The sequence below is a fragment of the Photorhabdus tasmaniensis genome (genome assembly GCF_011189505.1).
Lineage (GTDB): Bacteria > Pseudomonadota > Gammaproteobacteria > Enterobacterales > Enterobacteriaceae > Photorhabdus > Photorhabdus tasmaniensis.
Genome location: NZ_PUJU01000015.1, coordinates 23,235 through 48,799 on the forward strand (window position 1 = coordinate 23,235; position 25,565 = coordinate 48,799).

Annotated in this window: 21 protein-coding genes and 1 riboswitch; of the genes, 9 read left to right on the top strand and 12 right to left on the bottom strand. The window is 43.3% G+C overall.

Going from position 1 to position 25,565, the window contains the following annotated elements:
* Positions 1 to 118: 118 nt before the first annotated feature.
* The 8 genes from recD to C5471_RS09090 are packed head-to-tail and all read right to left on the bottom strand — an operon-like array spanning position 119 to position 13,822.
* Positions 119 to 1,963, bottom strand: coding sequence for an exodeoxyribonuclease V subunit alpha (recD, locus tag C5471_RS09055; RefSeq protein WP_133813721.1), 1,845 nt, complete (start codon positions 1,961 to 1,963; stop codon positions 119 to 121).
* Positions 1,963 to 5,571 (bottom strand): exodeoxyribonuclease V subunit beta, encoded by a 3,609-nt coding sequence (gene recB, locus C5471_RS09060; protein ID WP_133813720.1) that lies wholly within the window; start codon positions 5,569 to 5,571, stop codon positions 1,963 to 1,965. The genes recD and recB overlap by 1 nt, the downstream gene beginning before the upstream one ends.
* A complete protein-coding gene (ptrA, locus tag C5471_RS09065; protein ID WP_133813719.1) occupies positions 5,568 to 8,456 on the bottom strand; it encodes a pitrilysin in 2,889 nt (962 codons plus the stop codon). The genes recB and ptrA overlap by 4 nt, the downstream gene beginning before the upstream one ends.
* A gap of 15 nt (positions 8,457 to 8,471) precedes the next feature.
* The gene (recC, locus tag C5471_RS09070) at positions 8,472 to 11,843 is read right to left on the bottom strand and encodes an exodeoxyribonuclease V subunit gamma (RefSeq protein WP_133813718.1); all 3,372 of its coding nucleotides are present in this window, start codon (positions 11,841 to 11,843) and stop codon (positions 8,472 to 8,474) included.
* A complete protein-coding gene (locus tag C5471_RS09075; RefSeq protein ID WP_133813717.1) occupies positions 11,821 to 12,207 on the bottom strand; it encodes a prepilin-type N-terminal cleavage/methylation domain-containing protein in 387 nt (128 codons plus the stop codon). Before C5471_RS09075 ends, recC begins: the two co-directional genes overlap by 23 nt.
* A complete protein-coding gene (locus C5471_RS09080) occupies positions 12,204 to 12,671 on the bottom strand; it encodes a DUF2509 family protein (protein WP_208862170.1) in 468 nt (155 codons plus the stop codon). The genes C5471_RS09075 and C5471_RS09080 overlap by 4 nt, the downstream gene beginning before the upstream one ends.
* A 5-nt stretch (positions 12,672 to 12,676) precedes the next feature.
* Positions 12,677 to 13,264 carry a prepilin peptidase-dependent protein gene (locus tag C5471_RS09085; RefSeq protein ID WP_133813716.1) on the bottom strand — a complete coding sequence of 196 codons (588 nt, stop codon included), beginning with the start codon at positions 13,262 to 13,264 and terminating at the stop codon, positions 12,677 to 12,679.
* 42 nt (positions 13,265 to 13,306) lie between these two features.
* Complete coding sequence (locus C5471_RS09090) at positions 13,307 to 13,822, bottom strand: prepilin peptidase-dependent protein (protein ID WP_133813715.1); 516 nt, start codon at positions 13,820 to 13,822, stop codon at positions 13,307 to 13,309.
* 569 nt (positions 13,823 to 14,391) lie between these two features.
* On the opposite strand from C5471_RS09090, the gene C5471_RS09095 reads away from it, so the two are divergent.
* Entirely contained in the window at positions 14,392 to 14,703 is a 312-nt protein-coding gene (locus tag C5471_RS09095) for a type II toxin-antitoxin system HigB family toxin (protein WP_133813714.1), read from the top strand.
* Positions 14,700 to 15,122 carry a helix-turn-helix domain-containing protein gene (locus C5471_RS09100; RefSeq protein WP_133813713.1) on the top strand — a complete coding sequence of 141 codons (423 nt, stop codon included), beginning with the start codon at positions 14,700 to 14,702 and terminating at the stop codon, positions 15,120 to 15,122. The genes C5471_RS09095 and C5471_RS09100 overlap by 4 nt, the downstream gene beginning before the upstream one ends.
* 73 nt (positions 15,123 to 15,195) lie before the next feature.
* Here C5471_RS09100 and thyA read toward each other — a convergent pair whose 3' ends face one another.
* The 4 genes from thyA to rppH all read right to left on the bottom strand — a co-directional run bounded on the left by thyA (position 15,196) and on the right by rppH (position 19,723).
* On the bottom strand, positions 15,196 to 15,990 hold the full coding sequence (gene thyA / locus C5471_RS09105; protein ID WP_133813712.1) for a thymidylate synthase: 795 nt from the start codon (positions 15,988 to 15,990) through the stop codon (positions 15,196 to 15,198).
* On the bottom strand, positions 15,987 to 16,862 hold the full coding sequence (gene lgt / locus C5471_RS09110; protein ID WP_133813711.1) for a prolipoprotein diacylglyceryl transferase: 876 nt from the start codon (positions 16,860 to 16,862) through the stop codon (positions 15,987 to 15,989). Before lgt ends, thyA begins: the two co-directional genes overlap by 4 nt.
* A 74-nt stretch (positions 16,863 to 16,936) precedes the next feature.
* On the bottom strand, positions 16,937 to 19,183 hold the full coding sequence (gene ptsP, locus C5471_RS09115) for a phosphoenolpyruvate--protein phosphotransferase (RefSeq protein WP_133813710.1): 2,247 nt from the start codon (positions 19,181 to 19,183) through the stop codon (positions 16,937 to 16,939).
* A 9-nt stretch (positions 19,184 to 19,192) separates the two neighbouring features.
* The gene (rppH, locus tag C5471_RS09120; RefSeq protein ID WP_046974115.1) at positions 19,193 to 19,723 is read right to left on the bottom strand and encodes an RNA pyrophosphohydrolase; all 531 of its coding nucleotides are present in this window, start codon (positions 19,721 to 19,723) and stop codon (positions 19,193 to 19,195) included.
* Positions 19,724 to 19,836: 113 nt separating this feature from the next.
* A riboswitch (TPP riboswitch) is annotated at positions 19,837 to 19,941 on the top strand.
* Between the two features lie 72 nt (positions 19,942 to 20,013).
* Here rppH and thiB point away from each other — a divergent pair.
* The 7 genes from thiB (at position 20,014) to C5471_RS24300 (ending at position 25,490) form a co-directional block, all read left to right on the top strand.
* Complete coding sequence (gene thiB, locus C5471_RS09125; protein WP_133813709.1) at positions 20,014 to 21,027, top strand: thiamine ABC transporter substrate binding subunit; 1,014 nt, start codon at positions 20,014 to 20,016, stop codon at positions 21,025 to 21,027.
* Positions 21,003 to 22,622, top strand: coding sequence for a thiamine/thiamine pyrophosphate ABC transporter permease ThiP (gene thiP / locus C5471_RS09130; RefSeq protein ID WP_133813708.1), 1,620 nt, complete (start codon positions 21,003 to 21,005; stop codon positions 22,620 to 22,622). The genes thiB and thiP overlap by 25 nt, the downstream gene beginning before the upstream one ends.
* Positions 22,615 to 23,322 carry a thiamine ABC transporter ATP-binding protein ThiQ gene (gene thiQ / locus C5471_RS09135; RefSeq protein ID WP_133813707.1) on the top strand — a complete coding sequence of 236 codons (708 nt, stop codon included), beginning with the start codon at positions 22,615 to 22,617 and terminating at the stop codon, positions 23,320 to 23,322. Before thiP ends, thiQ begins: the two co-directional genes overlap by 8 nt.
* 108 nt (positions 23,323 to 23,430) lie before the next feature.
* Complete coding sequence (gene tssD, locus C5471_RS09140) at positions 23,431 to 24,027, top strand: type VI secretion system tube protein TssD (protein ID WP_242688630.1); 597 nt, start codon at positions 23,431 to 23,433, stop codon at positions 24,025 to 24,027.
* Positions 24,028 to 24,029: 2 nt separating this feature from the next.
* Positions 24,030 to 24,872 (top strand): DUF6402 family protein, encoded by an 843-nt coding sequence (locus C5471_RS09145; RefSeq protein ID WP_133813705.1) that lies wholly within the window; start codon positions 24,030 to 24,032, stop codon positions 24,870 to 24,872.
* Entirely contained in the window at positions 24,869 to 25,309 is a 441-nt protein-coding gene (locus tag C5471_RS09150) for a DUF6201 family protein (protein WP_133813704.1), read from the top strand. The genes C5471_RS09145 and C5471_RS09150 overlap by 4 nt, the downstream gene beginning before the upstream one ends.
* A gap of 46 nt (positions 25,310 to 25,355) precedes the next feature.
* Positions 25,356 to 25,490 (top strand): hypothetical protein, encoded by a 135-nt coding sequence (locus tag C5471_RS24300; protein ID WP_422630918.1) that lies wholly within the window; start codon positions 25,356 to 25,358, stop codon positions 25,488 to 25,490.
* Positions 25,491 to 25,565: the final 75 nt, after the last annotated feature.

Consider the following 25,565-nt stretch of genomic DNA (forward strand, 5'->3'; position numbering starts at 1 on the left):
CTGATAATAAACTTGCAGCCATCACCTCGACTCATTTTTTCTCACAATAAGAAACAGTGACTACTCCCCGCGCCACTCTGAAACTGTCACAAAAGACCGATGTTTCTTGCCAATCCACCTACTGACTGAGCCGTTCAGCCAGCCCGCTTCGCCTTTGAGTCGGCGTCTGAATAGCCTGACGCAATACCGCCTCATGTGCATAAAGAGTCAGTTTTTTTCTGGCGCGGGTCATCGCCGTATAGACCAATTCACGGCTGACAACCGGTACAAATTGGGTTGGCAGTACCAAAGCCGTATGCTCAAATTCTGAGCCTTGCGATTTGTGCACTGTCATCACATATGCGGTTTCATGCTGTGGTAAACGACTTGGCTGAATTCCTTTAATCTGCCCATCAGGCAGTTGAAAATACGCACGCAGCTCATTATTTTCGTCCCTGAGCATAATACCGATATCGCCATTAAATAGCCCCAGTGTGCTGTCATTACGGGCAATCATGACTGGCCGGCCAGCATAACCACGGCTGAAAATCCCGGCAGGGCGACGAATAAGCCCCTGACGATGCAATAGCTGTTCTATTCGCTCGTTAAGCCCACTGACACCGAATGGCCCTTCTCTGAGTGCACACAACAGACGGTAGCGGTTAAATTCAGCCAGAATCTCTTTAGCAGGTGCCTGCTCTGCTACCCGTTGCAAATAAGCGTGATAACCCGATACCGTTTCTGTCAGCAACCGCTGATAATTTGCATCGTCTGATAGTGGGTAAAAACAGATATCATCCAATGGCTGTTGCAGAATAGAGAGAGCTTGCCGGCTTTTTCCTTGATTAACTGCCGCAGCAAGTTGCCCAATTCCCGAATCTGCATCAAAACGATAGCTTTTGCGCAATAAGCACAGACGATCACGAACCTCTGGAACGTTTTCCTGATCACCTGCAACCAAATGACATCCCGTCAACCGACTTAGCTGTTCCGCTCTTACAACACTGTATCCCTGTTCAGCAAAACGACAAATATCACCCAACACAGCGCCAGCTTCCACTGACGCCAATTGATCACGGTCACCCAGCAGAACGATTTTCGCCGTGGGTGGCAATGCATCAATCAACCTGGCTATCATGGGTAAATCCACCATTGAAGCTTCATCCACCACCAGCACATCCAGATTCAATGGGTTATCTCGGTCATAGCGCAATCGCTGGCTATCAGGTTGAGCGCCTAACAGTCGATGAATCGTCTGCGCCTGATCTGGCATAGATTCAAACTGTTTTTCTGTCAGAGGCAATTTTCTAACAGCACTGTTAAGAGATTCAGTCAATCTGGCAGCCGCTTTTCCCGTCGGTGCCGCCAATTGAATAATCTGTTTTTTATCCGGGTTAAGCTTGATTAAGGCCGCCAATAACTTAGCAACGGTTGTCGTTTTGCCGGTTCCCGGTCCACCAGAGATAACTGAAACTCTGCTAGTCACTGCTACAGCAGCAGCCACTCTTTGCCAGTCCACTGTTTCATCAGACAGTATGAATAATTCATCCAGAATCGTTCTCAGCTGCTCTTCCTGAATACTCTCGGCTGATTGATTAGCGGAGAAAAAAGCGGCCACCTGGCACTCACTTTGCCACATTCTCTGCAAATAGAGTCGATTATGCGAAAGCACAACAGGCGTTGGTTGAAAACCACTACTGACGGCAGCACAGTTTTCCAGTGCCACCAGTAAACTCTGTTCATCAGGTCTGCCTGCAATCTGCCATAACTGCTCCGCAAATTCACGATGTCGCCCATCAAAAAAATGTTCAGGTGTTATCCGGTTAACAGGAAGGCAAACGTGGCCGGTACCGGTTTCAGCACTCAACAACGCCATGACCAACAACAGAACAGGATCTTCATCCTCAATCAATGTACGAGCAAACTGTAAATCCAATGAGCGCAGGAGCCGGAGATCTACTGCCTGTCGTAATAACGAAATCATCAATTTTTCTCTTTATCAGGCTGTTCATTACCACGGAAAAGCAGATCCAAAGCATCCACAAATTCAGCCGCAGGGCGACAACTGAAAATACCATTGCCCGGTTGTTGTTTATCTATTCCCCTCAAAAACAGATAAATCACGCCGCCAAAATGTTGTTGGTAATCATAATTAACCAATCTGTGACGCAAATAACGATGCAATGCCAGTGTATAAAGTTGATATTGCAGATCATAGCGATGCTCAATCATGGCTTTCTCCATTGCTTCGTGGGTATAAGCCTGACTCCCCTCGCCCAGCCAGTTTGATTTGTAATCCAGTACATAAAACCGGCCTTGCCAACAGAAAACCAAATCAATAAACCCTTTCAGCATGCCTTTTACCTGCTGAAATTCCAATTGAGGGCAGCGGGCAGAAACAGGATCGTAACGACGCATCACCGCATCCAGCTCCTGAGCTCGCAAAAGTTGTTCAACCGGCAGATAAAACTGCATTTCATCCTGTTGGTGATGAAGCGAAATTTCTGCAAGCTGTATACCTTCATCATTCAATGGAGTTGTAAAAATATCTGCCATCCATTGTTGTAATACCCCACTCCAGTGTTCATCAAACCCGGCCGGTTTCAGTTGTTCTGCCAACCATTTCTCATCAGGCAATTGGCTAAAATCAAGCTCTTCCAGAATAGAGTGCAAAAAAGTCCCCGCAGAAGTTCCCCGTGGAAATGTATGTGGTGTCATTTCAGGTTGTTCTGCTATTTGTTTCTCACCACTGGCATCAACATCCAACTTTGGCGCGATAGACTGAACAATGACGTCAATAGACTCTTCCCCAACAACACGAGGGAAAGTATTACCATGATGAACAGCAGAGTTTTGTAGACCAGAATAACTGGTGATCCGCCAATCATCCTGAACCTTACGATTAAACTGCCTTGCCGTCAGCAATAAATCATTTTGGCTTCGTGATTTCCATGGACTATCATCAGTATCACTGATTGCGGAGATAATAATCCCATCCCCGCTCAATTCATTAAGACATTTCGCCAGAAAATCAGCATCACCTTTAACTCCCTTTTGCAGCAGGTAACCCAGAGCACACTGATGCAGATCAGTATCCCCGGCCTTTTTCTTATTGCCTTTTATCAGTGGAGCCACACCGACACTGCAATGGTAAACAGAGCGTGTCAATGCGACATAAAGCAAACGCAAATCTTCTGCCAGCCTTTCTTCTTCCGCCAGTTTGATCGTTTCCTCATTAGGGAAAATATCAAGGCAAGCATCAAAACTTGTACGATCATGATATATCGCCTGTTTCTGCGCCCTGAAATTACAGACAAATGGCAACCATACCAGCGGATATTCCAACCCTTTAGATTTATGAATAGTACAGATTTGTACCAAATGGCGATCGCTCTCCAGCCGCATTTGCTGGTTTTCCGACTGTGGATCAGGATGAGATATTTGTTGAGCCAGCCAACGGGTAACCGCATGTTCACTGTCGAGTTGTAGAGATATCTCCTGTAATAACTCACCAATATGCATCACATCCATCAAACGCCGTTCACCCTCATAACTGACAAGCAAATTTTCAGCAATATGATGGTTTGCTATTACCCCCCGTAACATCGGTAACACTCCACGGCGTTGCCACAGACGGAAATAACCATCAAATTCATCAACTAACTGATCCCACGCCTTTTCATCATGATTCAGCTTGTCTATCTGACGAGCAGTCAAACCAAATAAACCACTGGCAAGCGCACTTCTCAGAACACGTTCTTTCTCTGGCGACAATACAGCTTGCAGTAACCAAAGAACATCCTTTGCTTCTGCGGTATCAAATACACTTTCCCGGTTAGAAAGAAATACAGAAGGAATGGATAGCAAGTTAAGCGCGCTACGGATCAGTATGGCTTCCTTTCTGCTACGCACCAAAACAGTAATGTCGGCAGCAGCCACAGGCCGGGAATCATCTCCCTTATGCAACAGAGCACGTCCTTCACTGCCAGCCTGCAACCAATCACGAATTTGCGCAGCGCAAAGCCGTGACATCGTTTGTTCATAATCTCCGGTAGAAATACCTTCTCCTGGCTGTAACCAGAAATTCAACGCTGCCTGTTCTTGACCGTCATAACTAAAAGAAAGTCCCCGATTTTTCTCTGCCGCAGAAACCTCAATAAAAGGGATTTGTTCAAACAAAAATGGATTTTCTGAACGTATAAATAGCTTGTTGACTGCCTGTACCATTGAGTAGGCCGAGCGCCAGTTTGTCTCCAGAGTATAGTGAGCACTTACCTGAGAGCGGGCACGAATATAAGTGAAAATATCTGCACCACGAAATGCATAAATAGCCTGCTTAGGGTCACCGATAAATAGCAACCCATTTTCAGGTTGATCGCCATAGATGGTATGGAAAATCCGGTATTGCTGTGGATCGGTATCCTGAAACTCATCAATCAACGCAACCGGATAGCGCTGGCGGATAGTTTGAGCAAGCAAATCACAGCCCGGGCCTTTCAAAGCATCATCAAGACGGCTTAGTAAATCATCAAATCCCATCTGACCACGTATCAATTTTTCCCGGCGGATTGATTGGCGAATTTCAATAATCGCTCTGGAGATAATCAAATCACGTAAAGTCAGTGGTTGCTGATATAAATCATCGATAGCCACAAAAAGTGAGTGCTCAGGTACATCACCTTTTTTTGTCTTTTCTGTTAATACCGACTGCCGGAATTTCTCCAGCTCTTTTGGTAACTGATAATCATCTGTAGGTTCCTGAACCCAATCAGTGACTCTATTCAGCCAATTTGGTAAGTGCTTACTACTATAACTTCTCTTGTCTACACCAGAACCTGCAATTAAATCATGTAATTTTCCAGCCACTTCATTCCATTGGCCTTTAACGCCGCTGATCAACTGGATAATTTTCTCATGGCGGCTTAACAGCGTTTCATCACTGTCTGGCGCATCAACAATATATGGCATATCCCCTTGTAAATAAGGGTGTAGTTCAGCTAACAGTGCTTCCGGCCCACTCCATTCCTGACTGATGACCATTGCCATTGACAACGGCAATGGATAGCAGTAACGCCGCCAGAAATCAGCACACCCTTGTTTTTCTAATGGATGTTGATCCTGAATTAATGTCTGTTCAAACAAAATCCCAGATTCAAAAGCATTATGCGCCAACATTCTCTGACAGAAACCATGAATGGTATAAATCGCGGCCTCATCCATTTGCCGCTCGGCGGCCAACAACCAGATAGCTGCTTGCTCTTTATCCGGAATTTCATCCAATAGCTGTTGATAGTCGGATTCTGCGCCTTCTACTTCGCTTCGAATACAAGCCAGGCGAAGTTTATGGATATTTTCACGGATGCGACCACGCAGCTCATCTGTTGCGGCTTCCGTAAACGTCACCACCAGAATTTCTTCCACGCTTAAAGGCCGTGGAAAAGCGGCATTTTTCCCCAATCCAAGTAGCAAACGGAGATATAAAATGCCAATGGTGTAGGTTTTACCCGTCCCGGCAGAAGCTTCAATCAGCCGCTGACCATTCAGCGGCAGAGTTAATGCATTAAGCCTATGGACAGATATCTCTGTACTCACTGAGCCCTTACCTCAACAGGTAACTGTTTCTGAAGTTCAGTGACATTATGATAGGTTTTCCAACCTTTCAATTTCGCATACCCATCCGGGGTTGCTGATTTGCCAATCACTTGGGAAATCAATGACAGTCCGTGATGTTTGGTTACCGCATCCTGGTAGAAATTAATCAGTTGCTTCTGTGTGGTTTTCTTTAGTACCTCAAGCATCTTATCTCGGCTATCAAAACTAAAGTTATTGCGGCTAAAATCACCGGAGAAACGGGCAACTTCACTATAGAAAGTTTGTGGCGGCTGCTGTCTTTCGTTAATCAGCGCATTTTTGTACTGCTCAAAATCAGTTTGAGACATCACTTTCAGTTTACTCGCTGCTTTCTGATAGAAATCCAGATAACGCTGATTCAAGTATTTTGGTTGTTTACTGTTACTTTGTAGCAGAAAACCCAATCCCCACTGTTCCCCGACACTGGTATTGAAAGCAAACACGGCATACCCCAATTGTTCCGTTGTTCTTAGCTGCTCATAGAACCAAGTTTGAAGCATATTGCTCAACAAACTTGAATAAATATAACCCTCTATACGGTCATACCCCGTCGGGATATAAACTTCGGCTAAAGCACCGTCGGTGCTGCTGCCAACACGCTGGAAATTAACCGGGTAATTTTTATCAATCACCACCTTGTTCCCACTCCACCAGTGGCTTCCTTGATTTGCCAGTTGATGATGGGCAGATTCAGCAATGACTTTGCTCTGCTGTTCGGTCAGGTTTCCCATGATCATCATCTGCAAAGCCGCGTTTTTGATCATCTGATGACGATAGTCAACAATATCCTGAATGGTGATGGTTTCCAGCTCTTTCAAGCGAACAGATTGTTCCGTGTAAGGCACCGCAGAAAGGCGCTTCAATGGTTGCATCGCCATTTCATAAGCTTTACCGTTATTAGAAACTTCTATCTGTTCGCGATACCAGGATTTAGCTTGTTCGAGTTGACTGTCAGTTGGCGTAAACGCCATGTAATTACTGATTAAAGAGGTTAAGAGTTGCGGCAGATTCTGAGTGTAGCCACTGACGCCTAATTGCAATCCCTGCGATGAGCCACTAGAGATACTCATTCCTGCAACAGAAGCCTGATAACCAAGCTGGTCAAGGGAAAGCCCTGCCAAATAATCAAGCAAAGAGGAAGTTACCTGCTTACGGGCACTGTTCAGACTTTCCGCATGGCGCAAATCAAGAACAATGCTGGCTTTAGGCTCATCAGCAAAATATTGGCTTGGCATATAGAACAAACGGAGATTCTGCTGTTCAAGAATCATCTCAGGATGCTTCTGACTTTTACCTGCTTTTATCAGTTTCAAGTCGTCAGGAATATAAGGATTTGGCACCGGCAGAGAAAAGTTCATCTGTTCCTCTAGCTGCTGCCATTTTGACTGCTGCTGTGATGTGATTCGATCAACCTGATAAGGTGCCTGAACAAAATAAGCCTGTTTATTGTGCGGCTCTTTTGGGCTGATATACCAGATACGCGCATTTTCAGGGGTTAACTCAGCAAGCCGACTGGCAATTGCTTTCGGATTATAATTATCAGCCACATAGCCGGAATTCAGTACATTGGCAACGGGAACCCGCAGCATAGCATCCGATAACCATTCGATATAATTCATATCACGAACGATAGAGCCATATTGGAAAGAGAGCTTTAAAACCTTAGCGATTTCATCAAAATAACTTTTCTGAATGCCTTTTTGTTTTAATAAATTGATATAAGCAAAAATAGCCGCAACAACCTGATCTCGTTGCTCGAGTCCTTTGTCTGTTAACGTAACATAAATAAAAAAAGCACCTTTGTTGCGATCAATCATCGGTGCGGCACCTGCGCTGATACTTTCTGCCAGCCCCTGAGTTTGCAGCCAGTCTGATAATGTATTCAGGCTACGATTGCCTATGACATAACCGAGATATTCATCCGTTTTACTGCGAAAATCAGCACTGTTATTGTCAATACTGAACTCCAGTTGCAACGCTTTTTGCGGTTGAGCAGGAACATAATGGATGATAATTCCTTTCTCTTTTTCTGTTACTGCCGGGACGGTAATCGCGGGTACGCTCGCTTTTCTATCCGATATCCGGCCAAAAGTATCAACCGCAATTTGAGCCAGTTTATCAATAGGCTGATTGCCGTAAATGACACCTTTCATCAGATTGGCTGAATAATAGCGCTGATAGAAATCCACCAGTTCTGTCTGTAATTTACTGCCTGGCTTATCTTTCAACGTTTCCAGATTACCACCAGAAAAACGGGCATTTGGGTGCGCAGGATTCAGGGTTTCTGAGCGTATTTGGGCAACCCGCATCCCATCACGAGCGCGCGCCATTGTCAGTTCCGCATTAACGGCGTTTCGCTCCCGATCTGCGTTTACCGGGTTAAGCAAAGGTTCAGCCAGTGCATCAGCCAGACGATCTGTGGCATCAGCTAACGCTTCATTTTCTACTTCAAGGTAGAAAGCTGTACGGTAAGAGGCGGTGCTGGCATTATAGCTACCACCGTGTTTTTGCAAAAACTCAGATAAACCACCCGACTGTGGATAGCGGGCAGACCCCATCAGAACCATATGTTCCAGATAATGCGCAAGCCCAAGCTGGCTGTCAGGGTTTTCCATACTCCCAACCGGAATCGACACCGCTGCCAGAGATTTTGTCGCCTTCTCATCAGACACCAGCAAAACCGTCATATTATTTGCCAATTTGATTCCCTGATACTGACGGTGATCATTTTCGCTTTTATGAATTGTCTCTTGCAGTGGCTGCCACTGTTGTGTTTGTGCATAACCTGCCGTTCCCCAAAAAAGCAGGAACATCACAGCAATCATGCGGACAAGATGTTTATGCATTATCGGATATTCTCCCTATGTGTTCTGATATCGCGCTATCGGTAACAAATAACTGAGCGCTTCCTGTTTAAGTTTTGCTAAAAATGATTTATCAACCTGCCTGAAAGCCCGCTGAACATAAGGATCGTCACCTTCCCCTCTGCGTCCTTGGTCCCCAAGCCATGCTTTCAATAGCTGGCTTTCAGCTTTTGATTGAATTTCATCACTACTGTCAATCTCACCCGTTTCTTTATTCATACATGTTGAAAGCCACACCCAACCACTTTTACAAAACAAGGGCAAAGGCACTGATCTTCCGCGCTGATAACCTTCAACCAATTGATTTAGATAATCTTTCGCTTGTTCTGACGGCACCGGGGCAAAGCACCATTCGCTGTTATCACGTCCATAACTGCGGCTTTCCCCCTGACCACCAGCAAAACAGTAAGCCAGATGTTCAATCCACAACTGCATACCATCATTTGCTGTTAGACTAGCTGGTCGCCAACGTAGCAAACCATCCGGTTGCACCTTATTAATTCGTCCAGTCAGAATGACTTGCCCTAAATCATGATGTAAATCGACAGAGAAAGTCTCTGTTTGTTGTTCGCGAATTTTATCCGCCAGCGGCTGCATCTCTTTTTGCTGTTTTAACCAATAAACCTCACCAAAAGCACCAAAAGGCAGCCCTCCAGCCGCACGAAGTCGGTTGAAGAGTGGCTCAGGCGATTGTTGTTCAATGAGTGTATTCAACAATAGCTGATTAAATTGATAACGTTGAAAGTTATCCAAAACAAAAGGTTCTTCCTCTGGTAATTCCGTTTCTTCAATGACAAAGTTTATTTTCAGGCAACGCTGGAAAAAAAACCGAACGGGATGACGGTAAAAGCGGATTAAATCATCAAGTGTAATTTCCCGAATGTGTTCTGCTTCAATAGGCTGACAAAATTCAGAATATGCCGCACCTTGCTCAGTTGCTGCCGGTAGCCACTCTTCTGCATAACTTTGCTGATAACTGCCCGGTATAAAGTTTTCCGGCGCAAATGGAACTCGAGTATGAAGAGACAACAGATGTTTTCTGATATTAGCGGCACTTTCATCAACGTTCAGTTTTTTATTACCCGGCAAGCAGAAACTCTGGCAAACATAATCCAGCAATTCGTTAACCAGCACCGAAGGATTGCATTCCGTATCATCTCGAATGGATTTGCCAATGTAACTGATATAAAGAAACTGTTCAGCGGATATTAGCGCTTCAAGGAATAAATAACGATCATCATCCCGCCGTTTTCTGTCTCCCCTTTGGCTTTTTTCTGCCATCAGGTCAAACCCAAGTGGTGGAATTGAACGGGGGTAAATACCGTCATTCATTCCCAATAAACAAACAACCTTAAAGGGGATAGAACGCATGGGCATCAAGGTGCAAAAGTTGACAGATCCAGCGAGAAAACGCTGACTTATTTTTTCATCATCAAACCGAATCGCCAATTCATCCCGCAACAGAACCAGTGGCACGATTTCCTGATAGCGAGCATTCAAACCATTGCCTATCACTTTTTGCCACTGCTGCTCTATCATTGCCAGTACTAATTCAGTTTCACTGTCTGCGACGAAAAATGCCTCCAACAATTGCTGACAAACAGGTAACCAGCCCATTAACGTCTGATTCTCACCCAGAATTTTGCGCCAGTAGCTCAATTGCATTAAAAACTCAGCTAATTGGCCGGCAAGCTCCGCCGCTAAACCGCTGGATTCATCATAAGGCAATACCTCTTTCCAAGGGCCTGACCGACTATCCATGGCATAACCCAACAACATTCTGGTCAGTCCAAAACGCCATGTATGCTGGCCTGTTACCGGCAAGGATAACTCTTCCACATTGTCATCATCCAGCCCCCAGCGAACACCAGACTCTTCAACCCAACGCCTTAATAAACGTAAACCCTCTTCATGAATTTCAAATTTATTTGCCAGAGCAGGCACTTCCAGCAATGCTAAAACCTGCTCAGTGGTAAAACGGCTTTGAGGTAAATCAAGCAGGGTAATAAATACCTGTAAAATTGAATGCGCCTGACGGGCTTTGCGATCAGAAATTGCGAATGGAATATAACGTTCAGCAGAGACATTACCGAATACCGCCTGAACATAGGGAGTATAATTGTCGATATCCGCGACCATCACAATAATATCCCTTGGCGTCAGTGATGGATTATCTTCCAGCAACCTTAAAAGCTGATCCTGTAAAACTTCCACTTCCCGTTGAGGGCTATGGCAAACATGGAAAGACAAAGAACAATCCGAAGGATTAATCAACCGTTTTTGCAGGCTATTTTCAAATGTTTCTTTTGTTGCGCCAATCTGGGCATGATCCTCCAGATAGAGAATATCTCTTTGCAGCTGATGTAACATGTTGTCTTGTTCTAATTCGACAAAAGCGTGAACATCCGAACTTTGCTCAAGCTGCGACAGTAAATAAAGATTATCACGCCCCAATCGCCCCCATGACGCCAACAAGGGATGACTGATATCCTGTTCACCTTCATCGTTAAATAGTGATTGAGCATTGCCAGGATCTTTAAAATATTCCAGTTCCTGCTTATTTTTATAGTGACGCGGTTTACGGCTGTTCAGTTTTGCCAGAAAAGCATAATTCTGAATATCTCCCCAATAATATTGACATGGATTGGTAAACATCAGGTGAATATCAATATGCTGTCCCAGTGCCTGTAAGGCTTGTAAATAAACAGGCGGCAACGCAGAAATACCACAGATAAATACCCGTTTCGGTAAACAAGCTGAGAGTTCAGTACTGTTTTCCAATAGCGAAATAAAACGGCGATACAAGTTAGCCCGATGCCATTGAGGTTGTTGTAGCTGGTGGGTATATTCCGTTAATTCCAGCCACAATCTCTTCTGCCACAATTGATTATCACTCAAACCATCAATAAGCAGCCCTTGCTGCCAGCTTTCCAGCCATTGCGGGCGATAAACAAGATATTGGTCAAACAGGTCAGCAACCCGCCCGGCCAATTGATGAATTTTCCGTTTATCAAAATCCTGATCAAGATAGTGCCTGAGTGCAACAAATTCTGCTTCTGGCAATAATTGAGGCAATAATGTCATCAGTTTCCATGTCATGGCATCTTTACTGAAAGCGCTTTCTTTAGGGATATCAGGCAATACTTTGGTAAACATATCCCAGATAAAAGTAGCCGGAAGCGGAAACGAAATATTGGCTGATATGCCTATTCTTTCAGCCAGTTGGATTTGCAGCCACTGTGACATTCCTGGGCTTTGTACCAGAATGACTTCCTGCTCAAACGGATCAGTCAGAGGATTATTTCCGATAAGTATTGTTATCAGCTCTTTAAGAAGATCCAACTGATTAGAATGATAAACCTTGAACATCAGGACTCCCGTTTGAACAAATCCACCGGCTTGCTTTACTTTGCTGATTATAAGGCGTTGTCACTATAACTGTAAGCTGATAGCAATCAGATAACTGATATGTCGTCTGAAATTCAGCATGCCATCCCGGTGGCGGTGTTAATTCTGCTAAAGCACTTTGACCTGCAATTAATTCATATTGTTCCAGGTATCCATAAGATAATTTGTCCGCCTTTGATTGTTGCCAATGTTGCTGAAATCCAAATAATAGCGCCTGATGATAACGCATTAATCCCAGCAAAGAGACAGAAAAGACCATAACGGCAACCATAACTTCGGGTAAACTCATCCCTGATTGATGATCACAGAAAGGATCTGATTTCATGAGCAAAACCCCTCATCTACTTCAGGACAGAAATCCAACCAACCGCTTTCTACCGGAATAAGAGAATCACTGCCACCAGAAGAGACTAATTTCATCCATTGATATAATCCGACAGATTGCCCGGATGCCACTTCTGCCACACCTTTCAGCAGAAAAAAATTACTTGAGTACCTTTTTAAACAACTTGTCAGATGGAACTCCTGCTGTTGCAGGCAATACCATTCTTCTGTTTTATCACTATAAAGTAGCCATGACTGAGCCATTCCCCATGCCAATGCAGATTCTGCTTGCCGAAAAGCTTTTAAATATCTGCGTTCATCGACCATCATGATTAATGCATTATCAAGATGATGATGTAAAGCTTTCAGCATCATAAGGCTGACAGCCAGCAACATCAGCACTGAAATCAACAATACATTTCCTTGCTGAAATTGCAGGCAGACATTTGGAGAATGCTCAGTCACGGTACTTATCCCCTGATATTGCGCAAACGTATTACTGCCTGATATTGGTAGTTTATTGATGGATGTTTAAACCAATGTGCAATAAGCGTCAATTTGATAAAAACTAATCCATCTTTTGTTGGTAATTTTTCTGCTTTAAATGAATCTACCATTATCTCATTTGGGTCAAATAGCCTTTCCCAGCCATTTCCCTGACAGTTACCCGCACCTCTTTTCCATTCCACTGACTTATTACTAAGACGATAGCCAAAGAATTCTGACTCACTGTGTTCTGGTGGTTCCCATTGGTTATTTACATTAAGATCGTATGCAATAATTAGGCATGAATCCTCACTTTCATCATTTTTACTATTGATTAATATTGGCTTTCCATCGCAATAATACTGGCAATATCCTGCTCGACGAATATCTTTTTCTATAATATGTAATGTTTGTTTAACGAAATAGCCTAAACGATATCGCTGATATAATTCCATTATTTGTCTGGTTAAAACCGGGTAACTTTTAGCAATCGCCAGTAAGATAATCGTGCCAATAGCCATTGCCACAATCACTTCTAACAATGTCATTCCAGATTGGTTTTTATGTTCCATTATTACAATAGAGTATCACTTATTTTATAAGAAAAAGCATCATTAACCACAAGCTGGGATACTATTAAACTTATTATTACTACATGATCTTACTCTTCCTCGTGAAGAAAAAATAACTGATATTTCACCTGCGGAATTAGCCAAGATAAAACTCGCGGGCATCATCGTGTTTCTTATTCCATGAAACTCTATCTGCTCCTTAGTTGCTGAACTTATAACAACATCCTGATAGGATGATTTTATACCCTCAACAGTATCTAAATCACAATCAGCAAGTGCAGATCTAGAAAGCGCTATACACCACTCTTTTCCCGTTTTCAGCCACAATACGACTTCTTTGTTTAGATAATTTGCCATAGATTGCTGTCTGGCGATAAATGTTAATACCTTCTGTACTGATTCCTGTAATCTGGTCCTTTCCTGATGATCGCCCCATGCTTGTATCCCCCATAAAGAAAATATTGAAATTAAAACAATAACAATCATCAATTCCAATAAGGAAAAACCTAATTGATTATCAATATTATAACTACCAGTTATATTAATGTTATCTTCCATTAACAATTCCTTACATCCTTTCGTAAGACATTCTATTTATTTTAAAAACAGAATAAACACATAATTGAACTTTATGCGAGAGTGCGTCAATAAAAAAATAACAACACATTATTGTTACATTTAAATTGCGTAGAGCCTCGCAAAAATCAACAAGAATAGACGTTTTTGTTTCTTATTATTATAATACACAGTAAGTTCACATGGTTATGAGAGAGAGGACTTCCAAAAATGCAATCTAAGGAAAAATAAGGTATTTTCAAGTAAGAAACTTATTTTCTTAAAGAGTTATATAAAGATAAATAATATCAGTCAGAAAAATAATTCATCAAGAATATAGATATCAGCAATGACTCTTTCTATAGGCTCTAAGCACAATAAATCCATCAGGATATGTTTGACCAATGTGCCATTCTGGTTGGTGCCTTGAACTGTTTCGGTATCTATTCCTGTAGAGTCTATTTTATTAATATCAACACCATTGAATGTTCACATTTTGCAAAATAAAACTTTACATATTGTAAAATTTTATTTTTAGAGTATACTATCCGAACAGCTAAGGAAGGGGAACAATGCGGGTCATATCCAGAACACCATTTATTGAGGCGCAAAAGCGTTTTCCCAATGAGCGTGACGCTATACAGGGTGTATATCTCCTACTTAAGTCACTCCATGTTAAAACCCCGCTTGAATTAAAGCAGTATTTTCCCAGTCTTGATCGTTTTAAGTATCGCGATCGATGGTGGTGTATCGATATTGGTGGTAACAATGTCCGGTTATTGGCCTTTATCGAGTTTTCAATGGGGCACTGTTACATTAAACACATCGTATCCCACACAGAATACGACAAGTTAACCGACTACTACCGGAGAAACAGAGCATGATCAATTTTGTAGTCGTTCAGGAACGGGCTAACGCTCTGTTTTCAGAGATCCCTTGGCTGACCTACATCAATACCTCAGAACAGCACAAAGAAGCACTGGCTTTGATTGATGAGCTTTTCAAAAACTATGAAAATAACAAAGGGTTAATTGAAATTCTAGCTACTGCAATTGAACGCTATGAAGATACTGCGCCTGAATTTGCAGAATTTAATCAGGCTATTGAAAATATTCCTACCGGGGTTGCAGCCCTGCGGGTTCTGATGGATCAACACGGCCTTAAACAAGCCGACCTTAAAAACGAAATCGGGGGAGCTTCCCTCGTATCACAAATTCTGAGTGGAACGAGGTCGCTAACAGTAACCCATATAAAAGCCTTGAGTACACGTTTTAAGGTTTCTAGCGCAGTTTTTATCGATTAGCTTTATCTGTTCCCTCAGGGAGACAATTTATCATAAATTGTCTCCCTCCAGATTGTTGCTAATAACCAAGCAACTAAATAGCAACCGGTGCCTTTATTCCTGGATACGGGTCATAATCGACAATGTCAAAATCATCAAACTTATAATCAAAAAGTGATTTCGGCTTACGCTTTATGACCAGTTTTGGCAATGAACGCGGCTCACGACTGAGCTGTAATTGTGTCTGTTCCATATGGTTGTTATAAAGATGAGTGTCACCACCAGTCCAGACAAAATCCCCCACTGCCAGATCACACTGCTGTGCCATCATATGAACCAACAATGCATAGCTGGCGATATTGAACGGCAAGCCAAGGAATACGTCACAAGAGCGCTGGTAAAGCTGGCAGGACAGTTTGCCATCCGCAACATAGAACTGGAAGAAAGCATGGCACGGTGCTAATGCCATTTTATCCAGTTCACCGACGTTCCAGGCCGAAACAATGATCCTGCGTGAATCCGGATCGCTTTTAAGCTGCTCCAGCACCGTTTTCAGTTGGTCGATCTGGCGGCCATCTGCCGTTCCCCATGCACGCCATTGTTTACCATACACAGGCCCCAAATCGCCGTTCTCATCCGCCCATTCATCCCAAATAGTGACACTATTTTCATGCAGGTATTTGATATTCGTATCACCATTCAGGAACCAAAGAAGCTCATGAATAATTGAGCGGATATGACAACGTTTAGTTGTCACCAGTGGGAAACCATCCTGCAAATTGAAACGCATCTGATGCCCGAAAATGGAGACAGTCCCCGTCCCGGTGCGGTCTGCTTTCGGAGCGCCTTCTTCAAGCACTTTTTTCATTAAGTCCAGATACTGTTTCATTTTACCTCTTGTACCTTATTACCTTGGTGTTTGTATGCCCATATCATCATTAAAATTCCCGCCAGGATCATTGGAACAGAAAGAATTTGTCCCATGCTGATCCCATCGAATAAACCCAGTTGTGCATCCGGTTGACGGAAGAATTCCACTATTATCCTGAAAACACCGTAGCCAATTAAGAACAGGCCGGAAACACTGCCCATTGGACGAGGTTTACGGATATATAAATTTAAAATAATAAACAGGACGATCCCCTCTAACGCCATTTCGTAGAGTTGTGAAGGGTGACGGGGAAGAACGCCATATTGTTCAAGTATTGATAACAGTGAAGGGTCAGTTGCTGCCAGTGCCATATCTTCACTACGGGAGCTTGGGAATAACATTGCCCATGGTGTATCCAATGTGACACGCCCCCATAACTCACCATTAATAAAATTGCCAATTCGCCCCATACCTAGGCCAAAAGGGACTAACGGTGCAATAAAATCAGCAACTTGTAAGAAGTGGCGTTTAGTTCTGCGGCCAAATAACCACATTGCGCAGATAACCCCCATCAAGCCACCGTGGAAAGACATTCCTCCATCCCAAACTTTAAACAAATAAAGCGGGTTATCGAGAAAGGCAGGGAGATTATAAAACAGTACGTAGCCAAGACGGCCACCAACAAAGACGCCAACAAAACCTGCATAGAGCAAGTTCTCTACTTCGTTTTTTGCCCAACCACTATGGGGTTTCGCGGCCCTGCGTGTCGCCAGCCACATGGCGAATACAAACCCTACCAAGTACATAAAACCATACCAATGAAGGGATACGGGACCTACTGAAAAAATAACCGGGTCAATATTAGGAAATGCCAGGTAGCTGTTACTCATCGTTCCCCACTTAATATTTAAAATGAATACCCTAAGACAAATGATTGCGAATCATAGTTAAGCCGCTAAACGGATTAAATTCCGCCTCTGACCAAACCACCAATCCCATGCTGCTCCATAAACGCTGCTGACAACTCCTTTACTCTTACACTGGTTTCAGCCTGTAGTATTTCAGTCATCAACTTCTCAACCTGAACCCTCTCCAAATGACGTAATAAATATTTAATCCTTGGCACGCTACAACCACTCATACTCAGGCTACGATAGCCAAGGCCAATTAATAGCAGAGCACCCATAGGAGAACCTGCCATTTCACCACAAATATTGATAGCAAGACCTGCTTGCCGGCTATTTTCAAATACCAGTTTTAATGCCCGAATTACAGCCGGGTGCAAACAGTCATAAAGGGAAGCGACATGGGTGTTATTTCGATCTGCGGCCAACAGATACTGGGTCAAGTCATTGGTGCCAATAGAAACAAAATCGACTCTGTTCTTGAGTTGTGGCAAGAGAAAGATGGCCGAAGGAACTTCTATCATCACGCCAAGTTGCGGCATAGGTATCTGGCGTGCCAGAATTTGCTCAACTTCCTTTTTGGCTCTGTCAATCAACCGCTTGGATTCATCAATTTCTTCCATACTGGTGATCATGGGCAGAAGTATTTTCAAATTACCGCGATTAACGTTAGCTCGGAGCATAGCCCTAAGCTGAATAAGAAAAATTTCCGGTTGATCCAGTGTCACCCGTATACCGCGCCACCCCAAACAAGGGTTTTCTTCGCTGATGGGCATATATGGCAGTTGTTTATCCGCACCGATATCAAGTGTACGCAATACCACCGGTTTATCGGGAAATAATTGCAACATCTCCTGATAACGGGCTTTTTGTTCCTCTTCGGAGGGGAAACCACAGTGCAACATAAAGGGTATTTCGGTTCGATAGAGACCAACACCATCAATATTGTTGCCTATCTGTAACTCATATTTCAGACTCAACCCCGCATTAAGTTGAACAAGAATACGCTCACCACTTTTGAGACGCGCTTCCCGATCAACATCCCCTTCAGCCAGTTTGCTAAGTGCTTTTTCTTCTTCGATGATCTGTTTATATTCCTGAGAAATCAGCGGTTCAGGTTCAATAAAAACTTCGCCACGGAAACCATCAAGGATCAGCATACGATTGTGCAGAAGTTCCGGCTGGATATCAGCCCCCATAATGGCCGGGATCCCCATCGCACGAACCAATATGGCAGAGTGTGAATGTGTCGCGCCATCACGAACAATAACCCCGGCTAATCTTTCCTGCGGCATTTCTGCCAATAGGTTAGCACTCAGTTCATCAGCAACCAGAATAAACCATTCAGGCCACTGATGGCTGACAGTCGGTGAATCATCCAGATGAAACAGTAATCGTTGCCCAAGTGCCCGCAGATCCGATGCCCTTTCCCGCATATAGGCGTCTTGTAAGCGGGTGAATTGTTCTGCGTATTTCTCAATAACTTGTTTAACCGCCCATTGCGCGACAGACCCTTGCTCAATACAAGAAAACAGATCTTGTTTCAATTGAGGATCATTCAAAAGGTAGGAATAGAGATCAAAAATCGCGGCGCTCTCTTTTTGAGAACCGGTAGTAAAACGCTTACTGAGCCGCCGGCATTCCGCCATCGTATCTTCAAGTGCCTGAATCAGACGAGAACGTTCCGCTGCATGATCAAGGGTTGATGCTTCAAAAATTTGCTCAAATGAGGGCTGGGAACAATCCTGCCACCCTTGGGCCATGACGATGCCATTAGAAATTGCCAATGCTTTAATTCGAGTCTGCCGGTAGTGACCAAACACGCCCTTGGTCTGAGCCTGAGCAAGGATCACGGCCAGCTGTGTCGCAAGCGTCACCATAAAGGATTCTTCGGTTTCATTAAACAAGCGTTGTTCCTGCTGCTGAACGACCAGAACCCCTTGCAACTGACGACGATAAATAACCGGAACCCCTAAAAAAGCACGGAAGTTATCTTCCTTAACCTGAGGCAGGTATTTGAAACTGGGATGGCTGCGTACATCCGCCAAATTAATCAGTTCAGATAATTGACCAACTTGTCCAACCACTCCCTCACCAAATGCCAGGCTGACAATTCTTCCTCGGGGTTTCCTCAATCCTCGGGTTGCCATCAGGTAATAACACTGCCGTTGATGATCAGCAAGATAGATAGAGCACACATCTGTGCTCATCGCCAGGCAAGTCTCATTCACCAATAGCTCAAGCGCTTCGGCCAGATTGGTTGCCATAGCAACTTTTTCAACAATTTCCCGTAAGCGCATAAGCATGGTGTTAACCTAACTTCTTTTGCGACGATAAGAATATGAAGAACGCGACAACGATATGCTTTCTTGCATTGGCATCACAACCGAAGCAAATTCTTTCATCACACGCCGGTAAACATCACGTTTAAAAGAGACAACCTGCCGGACAGGATACCAATAGCTGACCCAGCGCCAGCCATCAAACTCCGGGGTATTACTGTGCTGCACATTAATATCTTCTTCATTACAAAGCAGTTGTAATAAAAACCACCGCTGTTTTTGACCAATACAGACAGGTCTTGTATCCCAACGCACCAAACGCTTGGGTAATTTGTAACGTAACCAATTACGGGTAGAGGCCAGAACGCGTACATCCTTCCGGCCCAAACCCACTTCTTCATACAGTTCCCGATACATAGCCTGCTCTGGTGATTCCCCCGGATTAATCCCCCCCTGAGGGAATTGCCAGGAATGTTGCCCATAACGCCGGGCCCACAAAACCTGGCCTTGTCGATTACAAATTACAATTCCTACATTCGGGCGGTAGCCATCATCATCGATCACCAGACTACCTCAATAAACTAAATTTGAAAGATGACTAATTGTTTCACACTACCCTCAAGTGGTAAACCTCTATCATTGGACTTTGCAGTCGCTAGCTAAATCTCTACAATAGCGCCATCTCAACGGGGTGCTGGCTGTTTAAAACAGTCTTGCTGAGAGTAAACCCGCCGAACCTGATCTGGCTAATACTGGCGTAGGGATTTGAGCTGCTAATTGTTTCACTGAAATTATCTTTTCGTTTAGCGCGCCCTCAGATCCTTTGCCAATCCTCTTAAATTAAGGAGAGCAAAGTGTTTAAGACGTTATTTTCGAAATTAATCGTACTGACGGTACTGTCAGCCTCTGCTTTGTTATTGAGTCAGGTTGCACAGGCAAAGCCGGTATTAACTGTCTACACCTATGATTCTTTTGCCACCGAATGGGGACCAGGGCCTGCGATTAAAAAAGCGTTTGAAGCTGAATGTGACTGTGAACTGAAATTTGTTGCTCTGGAAGATGGTGTGTCCCTGCTCAACCGCCTCAGAATGGAGGGAAAGCGAACGGCTGCCGATATTATCCTTGGTCTGGATAACAACTTGATTCAAGCGGCCCAACAAACCGGTCTGTTCACTGAAAGCCAAGTAGATACCCGCAAACTGAAACTGCCTGTGCCATGGAATAACAACGTATTTATTCCTTATGACTATGGTTACTTTGCCTTCATTTACAACAAAAATACGTTGCCAAATCCGCCAAAGAGCATGGATGAACTGATTAACAGTCACAATAACTGGAAAGTAATCTATCAAGATCCCCGTACCAGCACACCAGGGCAAGGTTTGCTGTTGTGGATGCAGAAAATTTATGGTGATGATGCCCCACAAGCCTGGCAAAAACTGGCAAAGAAAACACTGACAGTCACCAAAGGCTGGAGTGAAGCTTATGGTCTGTTCCTCAAAGGCGAAGGCGATTTGGTCCTGAGCTATACATCTTCACCGGGCTATCACATTTTGTCTGAGAAGAAAGACTATTATGCTGCGGCAACGTTTAGTGAAGGTCATTACTTGCAAGTCGAAGTTGCCGCCCAACTGGCCTCCAGCAAGCAACCGGAACTTGCCCAGAAATTTATGCGGTTTATATTAACTCCAGCTTTCCAACAGGAAATTCCAACCACTAACTGGATGTATCCGGTCATTGATATTCAACTACCAGAAGTTTATTCACAGCTTTCAATACCAGAAAAATCATTACAGTACCGTGCGGAAGACGTCGCAAAACACCGTAACCAATGGATTCGTGCATGGCAAAGCGCTGTCAGCCGCTAATAGCCGGATGGCTGTTGCCGGGGGCAATTGCCTCCGGTCTTTTGCTATTGGTCGCTTTATTGGCATTCGGTACACTTTGGTTTAACGCGCCTGAAGGAGATTGGTACTTGCTGACAGAAGATCGCTATTTGTGGCATGTGGTGCGTTTTACATTCTGGCAAGCTTTTTTATCGGCTCTGTTTTCTGTTATGCCCGCTATTTTTCTTTCCCGGGCACTCTACCGCCGTCATTTTCCGGGCCGAACCTTGTTTCTGCGCCTGTGTGCTATGACGCTGGTTTTGCCTGTATTGGTCGCTCTGTTCGGTATTCTGACTGTCTATGGCAGAGTCGGTTGGCTGGCGCAGTTCTGTGAATGGGCCGGTATCAATTACCATTTTACACCTTACGGTTTACAGGGAATTTTGCTGGCGCATATCTTCTTTAATATGCCACTGGCAACACGGTTGTTACTGCAATCACTGGAAAACATTGCGGTGGAACAACGGCAGTTAGCCGCACAGTTAGGCATGAATGAATGGCAACATTTTCGTTTCGTTGAATGGCCTTACCTGCGCCGCCAAATCCTGCCAACCGGCGCGCTGATTTTTATGCTCTGCTTCGCCAGTTTTGCCACAGTGCTGGCTTTAGGTGGCGGGCCTGCGGCAACAACTGTCGAGTTGGCAATCTATCAGGCGTTAAGCTATGACTACGATCTCGGCCGTGCCGCGTTACTGGCTTTGATTCAGCTGACTTGCTGTCTTGGTCTTGTTCTTCTTAGTCAGAAACTTAACCGTGCTCTGTCCATCGGCTATAGCAATCAACAGCAGTGGCGTAATCCACAAGATACTTTGCTGAGAAAAATCTGTGACAGCATGTTAATTATCGCAGCATTGTTACTGCTGGTTCCCCCATTGTTGGCTGTTGTCGTAGATGGTCTGAACAGCGGGTTATTCAACGTATTACGCCAGCCTGTATTACGCCAGCCTGTATTGTGGCAGGCATTTATCACATCCATTGTGATTGCGTTAGGCGCTGGATTATTGTGTGTTTTATTTACGATGATGTTGCTGTGGAGCAGCCGCGAGCTGTACCTGCGTTATTCACCCCGCTGGGGACAAGCGATGGAAATAAGCGGTTTGTTGATCCTGGCTATGCCCGGCATTGTGCTGGCAACCGGTTTTTTTCTACTCCTTAACGGCACCATCGGCTTGCCCCGCTCGCCCTATGGTCTGGTGATTTTAACCAACGCACTGATGGCGATTCCTTATGCATTGAAAGTTCTGGATAATCCCATGAAAGATCTGGCAGCCCGCTATAATCCGCTGTGCCGATCCCTGAACATTCAAGGTATTAACCGACTGCGTTGGATTGAGCTAAAAGCATTGAAAATCCCGCTGGCGCAAGCTCTGGCTTTTGCTTGTGTCCTTTCGATTGGGGATTTTGGTGTTGTCGCGCTGTTTGGTAATGAAGATTTCCGTACACTTCCTTTCTATCTGTACCAGCAAATAGGGGCTTATCGTAGTCAAGATGGAGCAGTCACCGCCTTATTGCTGTTATTATTATGTTTTATGCTGTTTAGTTTACTTGAACGCTTACCGGGGCGACGTAATGCTTAAACTTAAGAATTTGGCTTACACCTATGAACATCTGATGATGATCTTTGACTTGCAGATTCAGGCTGGGGAGCGTATCGCCATTCTTGGGCCCAGTGGGGCAGGTAAAAGTACATTACTGAACCTGATCGCCGGTTTTCAAACAGCAGAAAAAGGTTCCGTATGGCTGAATGGAGAAAATCACACCAATACGCCACCTTCTCAGCGCCCCGTATCCATGTTATTTCAAGAAAATAACCTCTTCTCTCATCTGACGATTGAACAGAATATTGGGTTGGGATTACATCCCGGATTACGCCTTAATAGCAAACAGCAACAGACGTTACAGCAAATAGTCTCCCAGGTTTCGTTGGAAGATTGTCTTACTCGTTTGCCTGCTCAACTTTCTGGTGGACAACGACAACGGGCAGCATTAGCGCGTTGTTTAGTACGCCAGCAGCCAATTTTGTTACTTGATGAGCCCTTTTCCGCGCTTGATCCAGCCTTGCGTAATGAAATGCTGGTATTGCTGGAGCAAGTTTGCAATGAACGCCAGCTTACTTTGCTGATGGTTTCGCATAATCTGGATGATGCCGCCCGTATAGCTGACCGCGCTTTATTAATTGTTGATGGCAATATTCATTATGACGGTTCAACCAATGCATTGGTTGCCGGTACTGTTTCTGAAGCGGCTATTTTGGGTAGGAAGGTCGATTCTAATTAGGCGTTATTAATGCCATCGCTGTCAGAATAAATGGGAACAGGATATGGCTTGGTATTTCGATTACTTCCTTCTGTGACCATGCGGGTACTTCTGCTTATAGCATCAGAGATGATGAGCCGCAACCAGAACGTCCATCATCACCCTGTCAGCTTTGTGAAGCTCCTTGATAAATCCTCGCCCTTGTTAGCGATGGCGATAGATGGTAACGAGTTGTTGGATGCGAGATTTATGTGTTATCGGACAAGCCCAATGGGGCAGTTGGAGTTTTTTTATGAAATCAAACTGACAGGTGCCACCATTGTTAATGTTTCCTACAATTATCCGCATTCAATAGACGACAACGGAGTAATTCCGTATGAAGTCGTTATGCTTGATTACAAGTCTATTTCGTGCAGTCACCTTGCAGCCGGAACGACAGGTTATAGTATTTCGCAATTAGCTGGGCGTGAAGAGGAAAAGCCGCTATTTTCTGGATTCTCAAATATTAAGCCACGGATTGAAACGGTTATCACTTCTTTGTTTAGCAAGCAATTCAAACTTAAACATCAGGGCGATGTTTGTCCAAATATTGCATATGGAGTGAGAACAGAAAAAGGATTAATAGAAGATATGTTTAAAACATCTGGTGTGACAAAACAGTTCGAAACAAAAAAAGAAGAAACTATCGAAGTTGAATATTTATATCAAACAAGAATAGGGCTCTAATTATGGCTATTTTAAAAACTAAAACGATTAAGGGTGGGGCTGTTACAGAGATTGAAATGGATATCTTTTATTTAAATCAAATTCCTGATGCAATGGAGAGAATGGGTTGGGAAATGGCTCCAAAATTAATGCGGCATTGGTTTAGTATTAAACCTGATTTTTCTTTTTTCGACCATAAAGATCTTAAGGATAAATATGTTAGAGGGGATGCTACCCTGATCCCACCAGAAAGATATAATGATTCAATTGTAAAAATGTCATGGGCCAAGAAATATATACAAGTACAGGAAGGAATAGAGCATTTAATGCACAATTGGTCATCTGTTAATGGAATTGGACTATTAAAAAAGAGATTAATGAATAACGTAACAAAACTAGGTTATTCAGATTCAGTTATCGAATTGGATACATACGCACAAGTTAATAGACATCCGATAGGCTCTATGACAGATAAAATCAATGATTATTATGGAGCTATAGGTAAAGCATTATTAAAAATGGCAGTAAAGGGATATGTAGATAAAATTAATAACAAAGATGTATTTATTACTGAATCAATTGGGCTGTATATAAAAGATACATATGATTTTGTCGGTGATGAAGAATTTCTTGGCGTTTGGGGTAAAAATGGAGTATTAAGTAAAACTAAAATGTTGTTATTCAAAGGCTACTATGATGGCATGCAATGGAAAGAATTAGCTGGTGAATATTCAGGTTATGTCCCTATCCAAAATCTTGATTTTAGAGCATGGCAGAAAAGGCGCAAAGAAGGTGGGGATTTTATAGTTTTCTCTGATGTTTTATGGATGCTTCCTTTAGATAAAGACAGAGTGATTTATTTATGAATATGAAAAAAACCATAAAATATATTTTTTATTTCATTGTATTAATATTTTTTTTATGGTGGTTTTTTTTATCACATGTGACTTTTTTAAAGAAGGAAAGAGAGATAAGCGATAGAAATGGAGAATATATAGCAAAATATTACAATCCATTACCCATTAATTTATTTGGGGTTTACTACCAAATAACGGAGAGAGATCCTATATTTGTTGTTCTATATGACAAGCATGGTAAATATATAGGGCAAAGTTCACCTTTTAATATGACAAGATCATTTGTGTTCTTTGATGCAAATCCTACATTACCAGAGAAAAACCCCAAAGATCTATTGGATAACCATTTTTATATTGTGATTGTAGGTGATGGCCTTGATGATGCCTATGATATAGATATAAACCATAAGAAATGGTGGAGTAAAATACTTAAGTATTTTCATTAATTTTTCGGTAGTTAACTTTAGAAAATTAGGTTCTAAATTTGATAAAATTAATGATTGGTATGGTGCTATGGGTAATTCAAATATGAAGGTGTCTGTTAGAGGTTATGTGGATAAATTAAGTGGTAAAAATGTTTTTATATATCCAAGCGATAATGGATATGAAAGTGTTGATATAAATTAGAACGATAGGTTTCAATAAAAATGAGGGGAATACTACGGCATTCCCTTTTTTTACACTATTGGCGAGTTCAATCCC

Bases quoted from the DNA above. Each gene is read 5' to 3' on its own strand.
- C5471_RS09145 (WP_133813705.1), top strand. From the start codon at position 24,030: ATGGCTATTTTAAAAACTAAAACGATTAAGGGTGGGGCTGTTACAGAG.
- thiQ (WP_133813707.1), top strand. From the start codon at position 22,615: ATGCTTAAACTTAAGAATTTGGCTTACACCTATGAACATCTGATGATG.
- ptrA (WP_133813719.1), bottom strand. From the start codon at position 8,456: ATGCATAAACATCTTGTCCGCATGATTGCTGTGATGTTCCTGCTTTTT.
- C5471_RS09150 (WP_133813704.1), top strand. From the start codon at position 24,869: ATGAATATGAAAAAAACCATAAAATATATTTTTTATTTCATTGTATTA.
- C5471_RS09090 (WP_133813715.1), bottom strand. From the start codon at position 13,822: ATGGAAGATAACATTAATATAACTGGTAGTTATAATATTGATAATCAA.
- thyA (WP_133813712.1), bottom strand. From the start codon at position 15,990: ATGAAACAGTATCTGGACTTAATGAAAAAAGTGCTTGAAGAAGGCGCT.
- ptsP (WP_133813710.1), bottom strand. From the start codon at position 19,183: ATGCTTATGCGCTTACGGGAAATTGTTGAAAAAGTTGCTATGGCAACC.
- C5471_RS09085 (WP_133813716.1), bottom strand. From the start codon at position 13,264: ATGGAACATAAAAACCAATCTGGAATGACATTGTTAGAAGTGATTGTG.
- lgt (WP_133813711.1), bottom strand. From the start codon at position 16,862: ATGAGTAACAGCTACCTGGCATTTCCTAATATTGACCCGGTTATTTTT.
- C5471_RS09095 (WP_133813714.1), top strand. From the start codon at position 14,392: ATGCGGGTCATATCCAGAACACCATTTATTGAGGCGCAAAAGCGTTTT.
- C5471_RS09075 (WP_133813717.1), bottom strand. From the start codon at position 12,207: ATGAAATCAGATCCTTTCTGTGATCATCAATCAGGGATGAGTTTACCC.
- recD (WP_133813721.1), bottom strand. From the start codon at position 1,963: ATGATTTCGTTATTACGACAGGCAGTAGATCTCCGGCTCCTGCGCTCA.
- C5471_RS09100 (WP_133813713.1), top strand. From the start codon at position 14,700: ATGATCAATTTTGTAGTCGTTCAGGAACGGGCTAACGCTCTGTTTTCA.
- thiP (WP_133813708.1), top strand. From the start codon at position 21,003: ATGGCAAAGCGCTGTCAGCCGCTAATAGCCGGATGGCTGTTGCCGGGG.
- recC (WP_133813718.1), bottom strand. From the start codon at position 11,843: ATGTTCAAGGTTTATCATTCTAATCAGTTGGATCTTCTTAAAGAGCTG.
- tssD (WP_242688630.1), top strand. From the start codon at position 23,431: ATGATGAGCCGCAACCAGAACGTCCATCATCACCCTGTCAGCTTTGTG.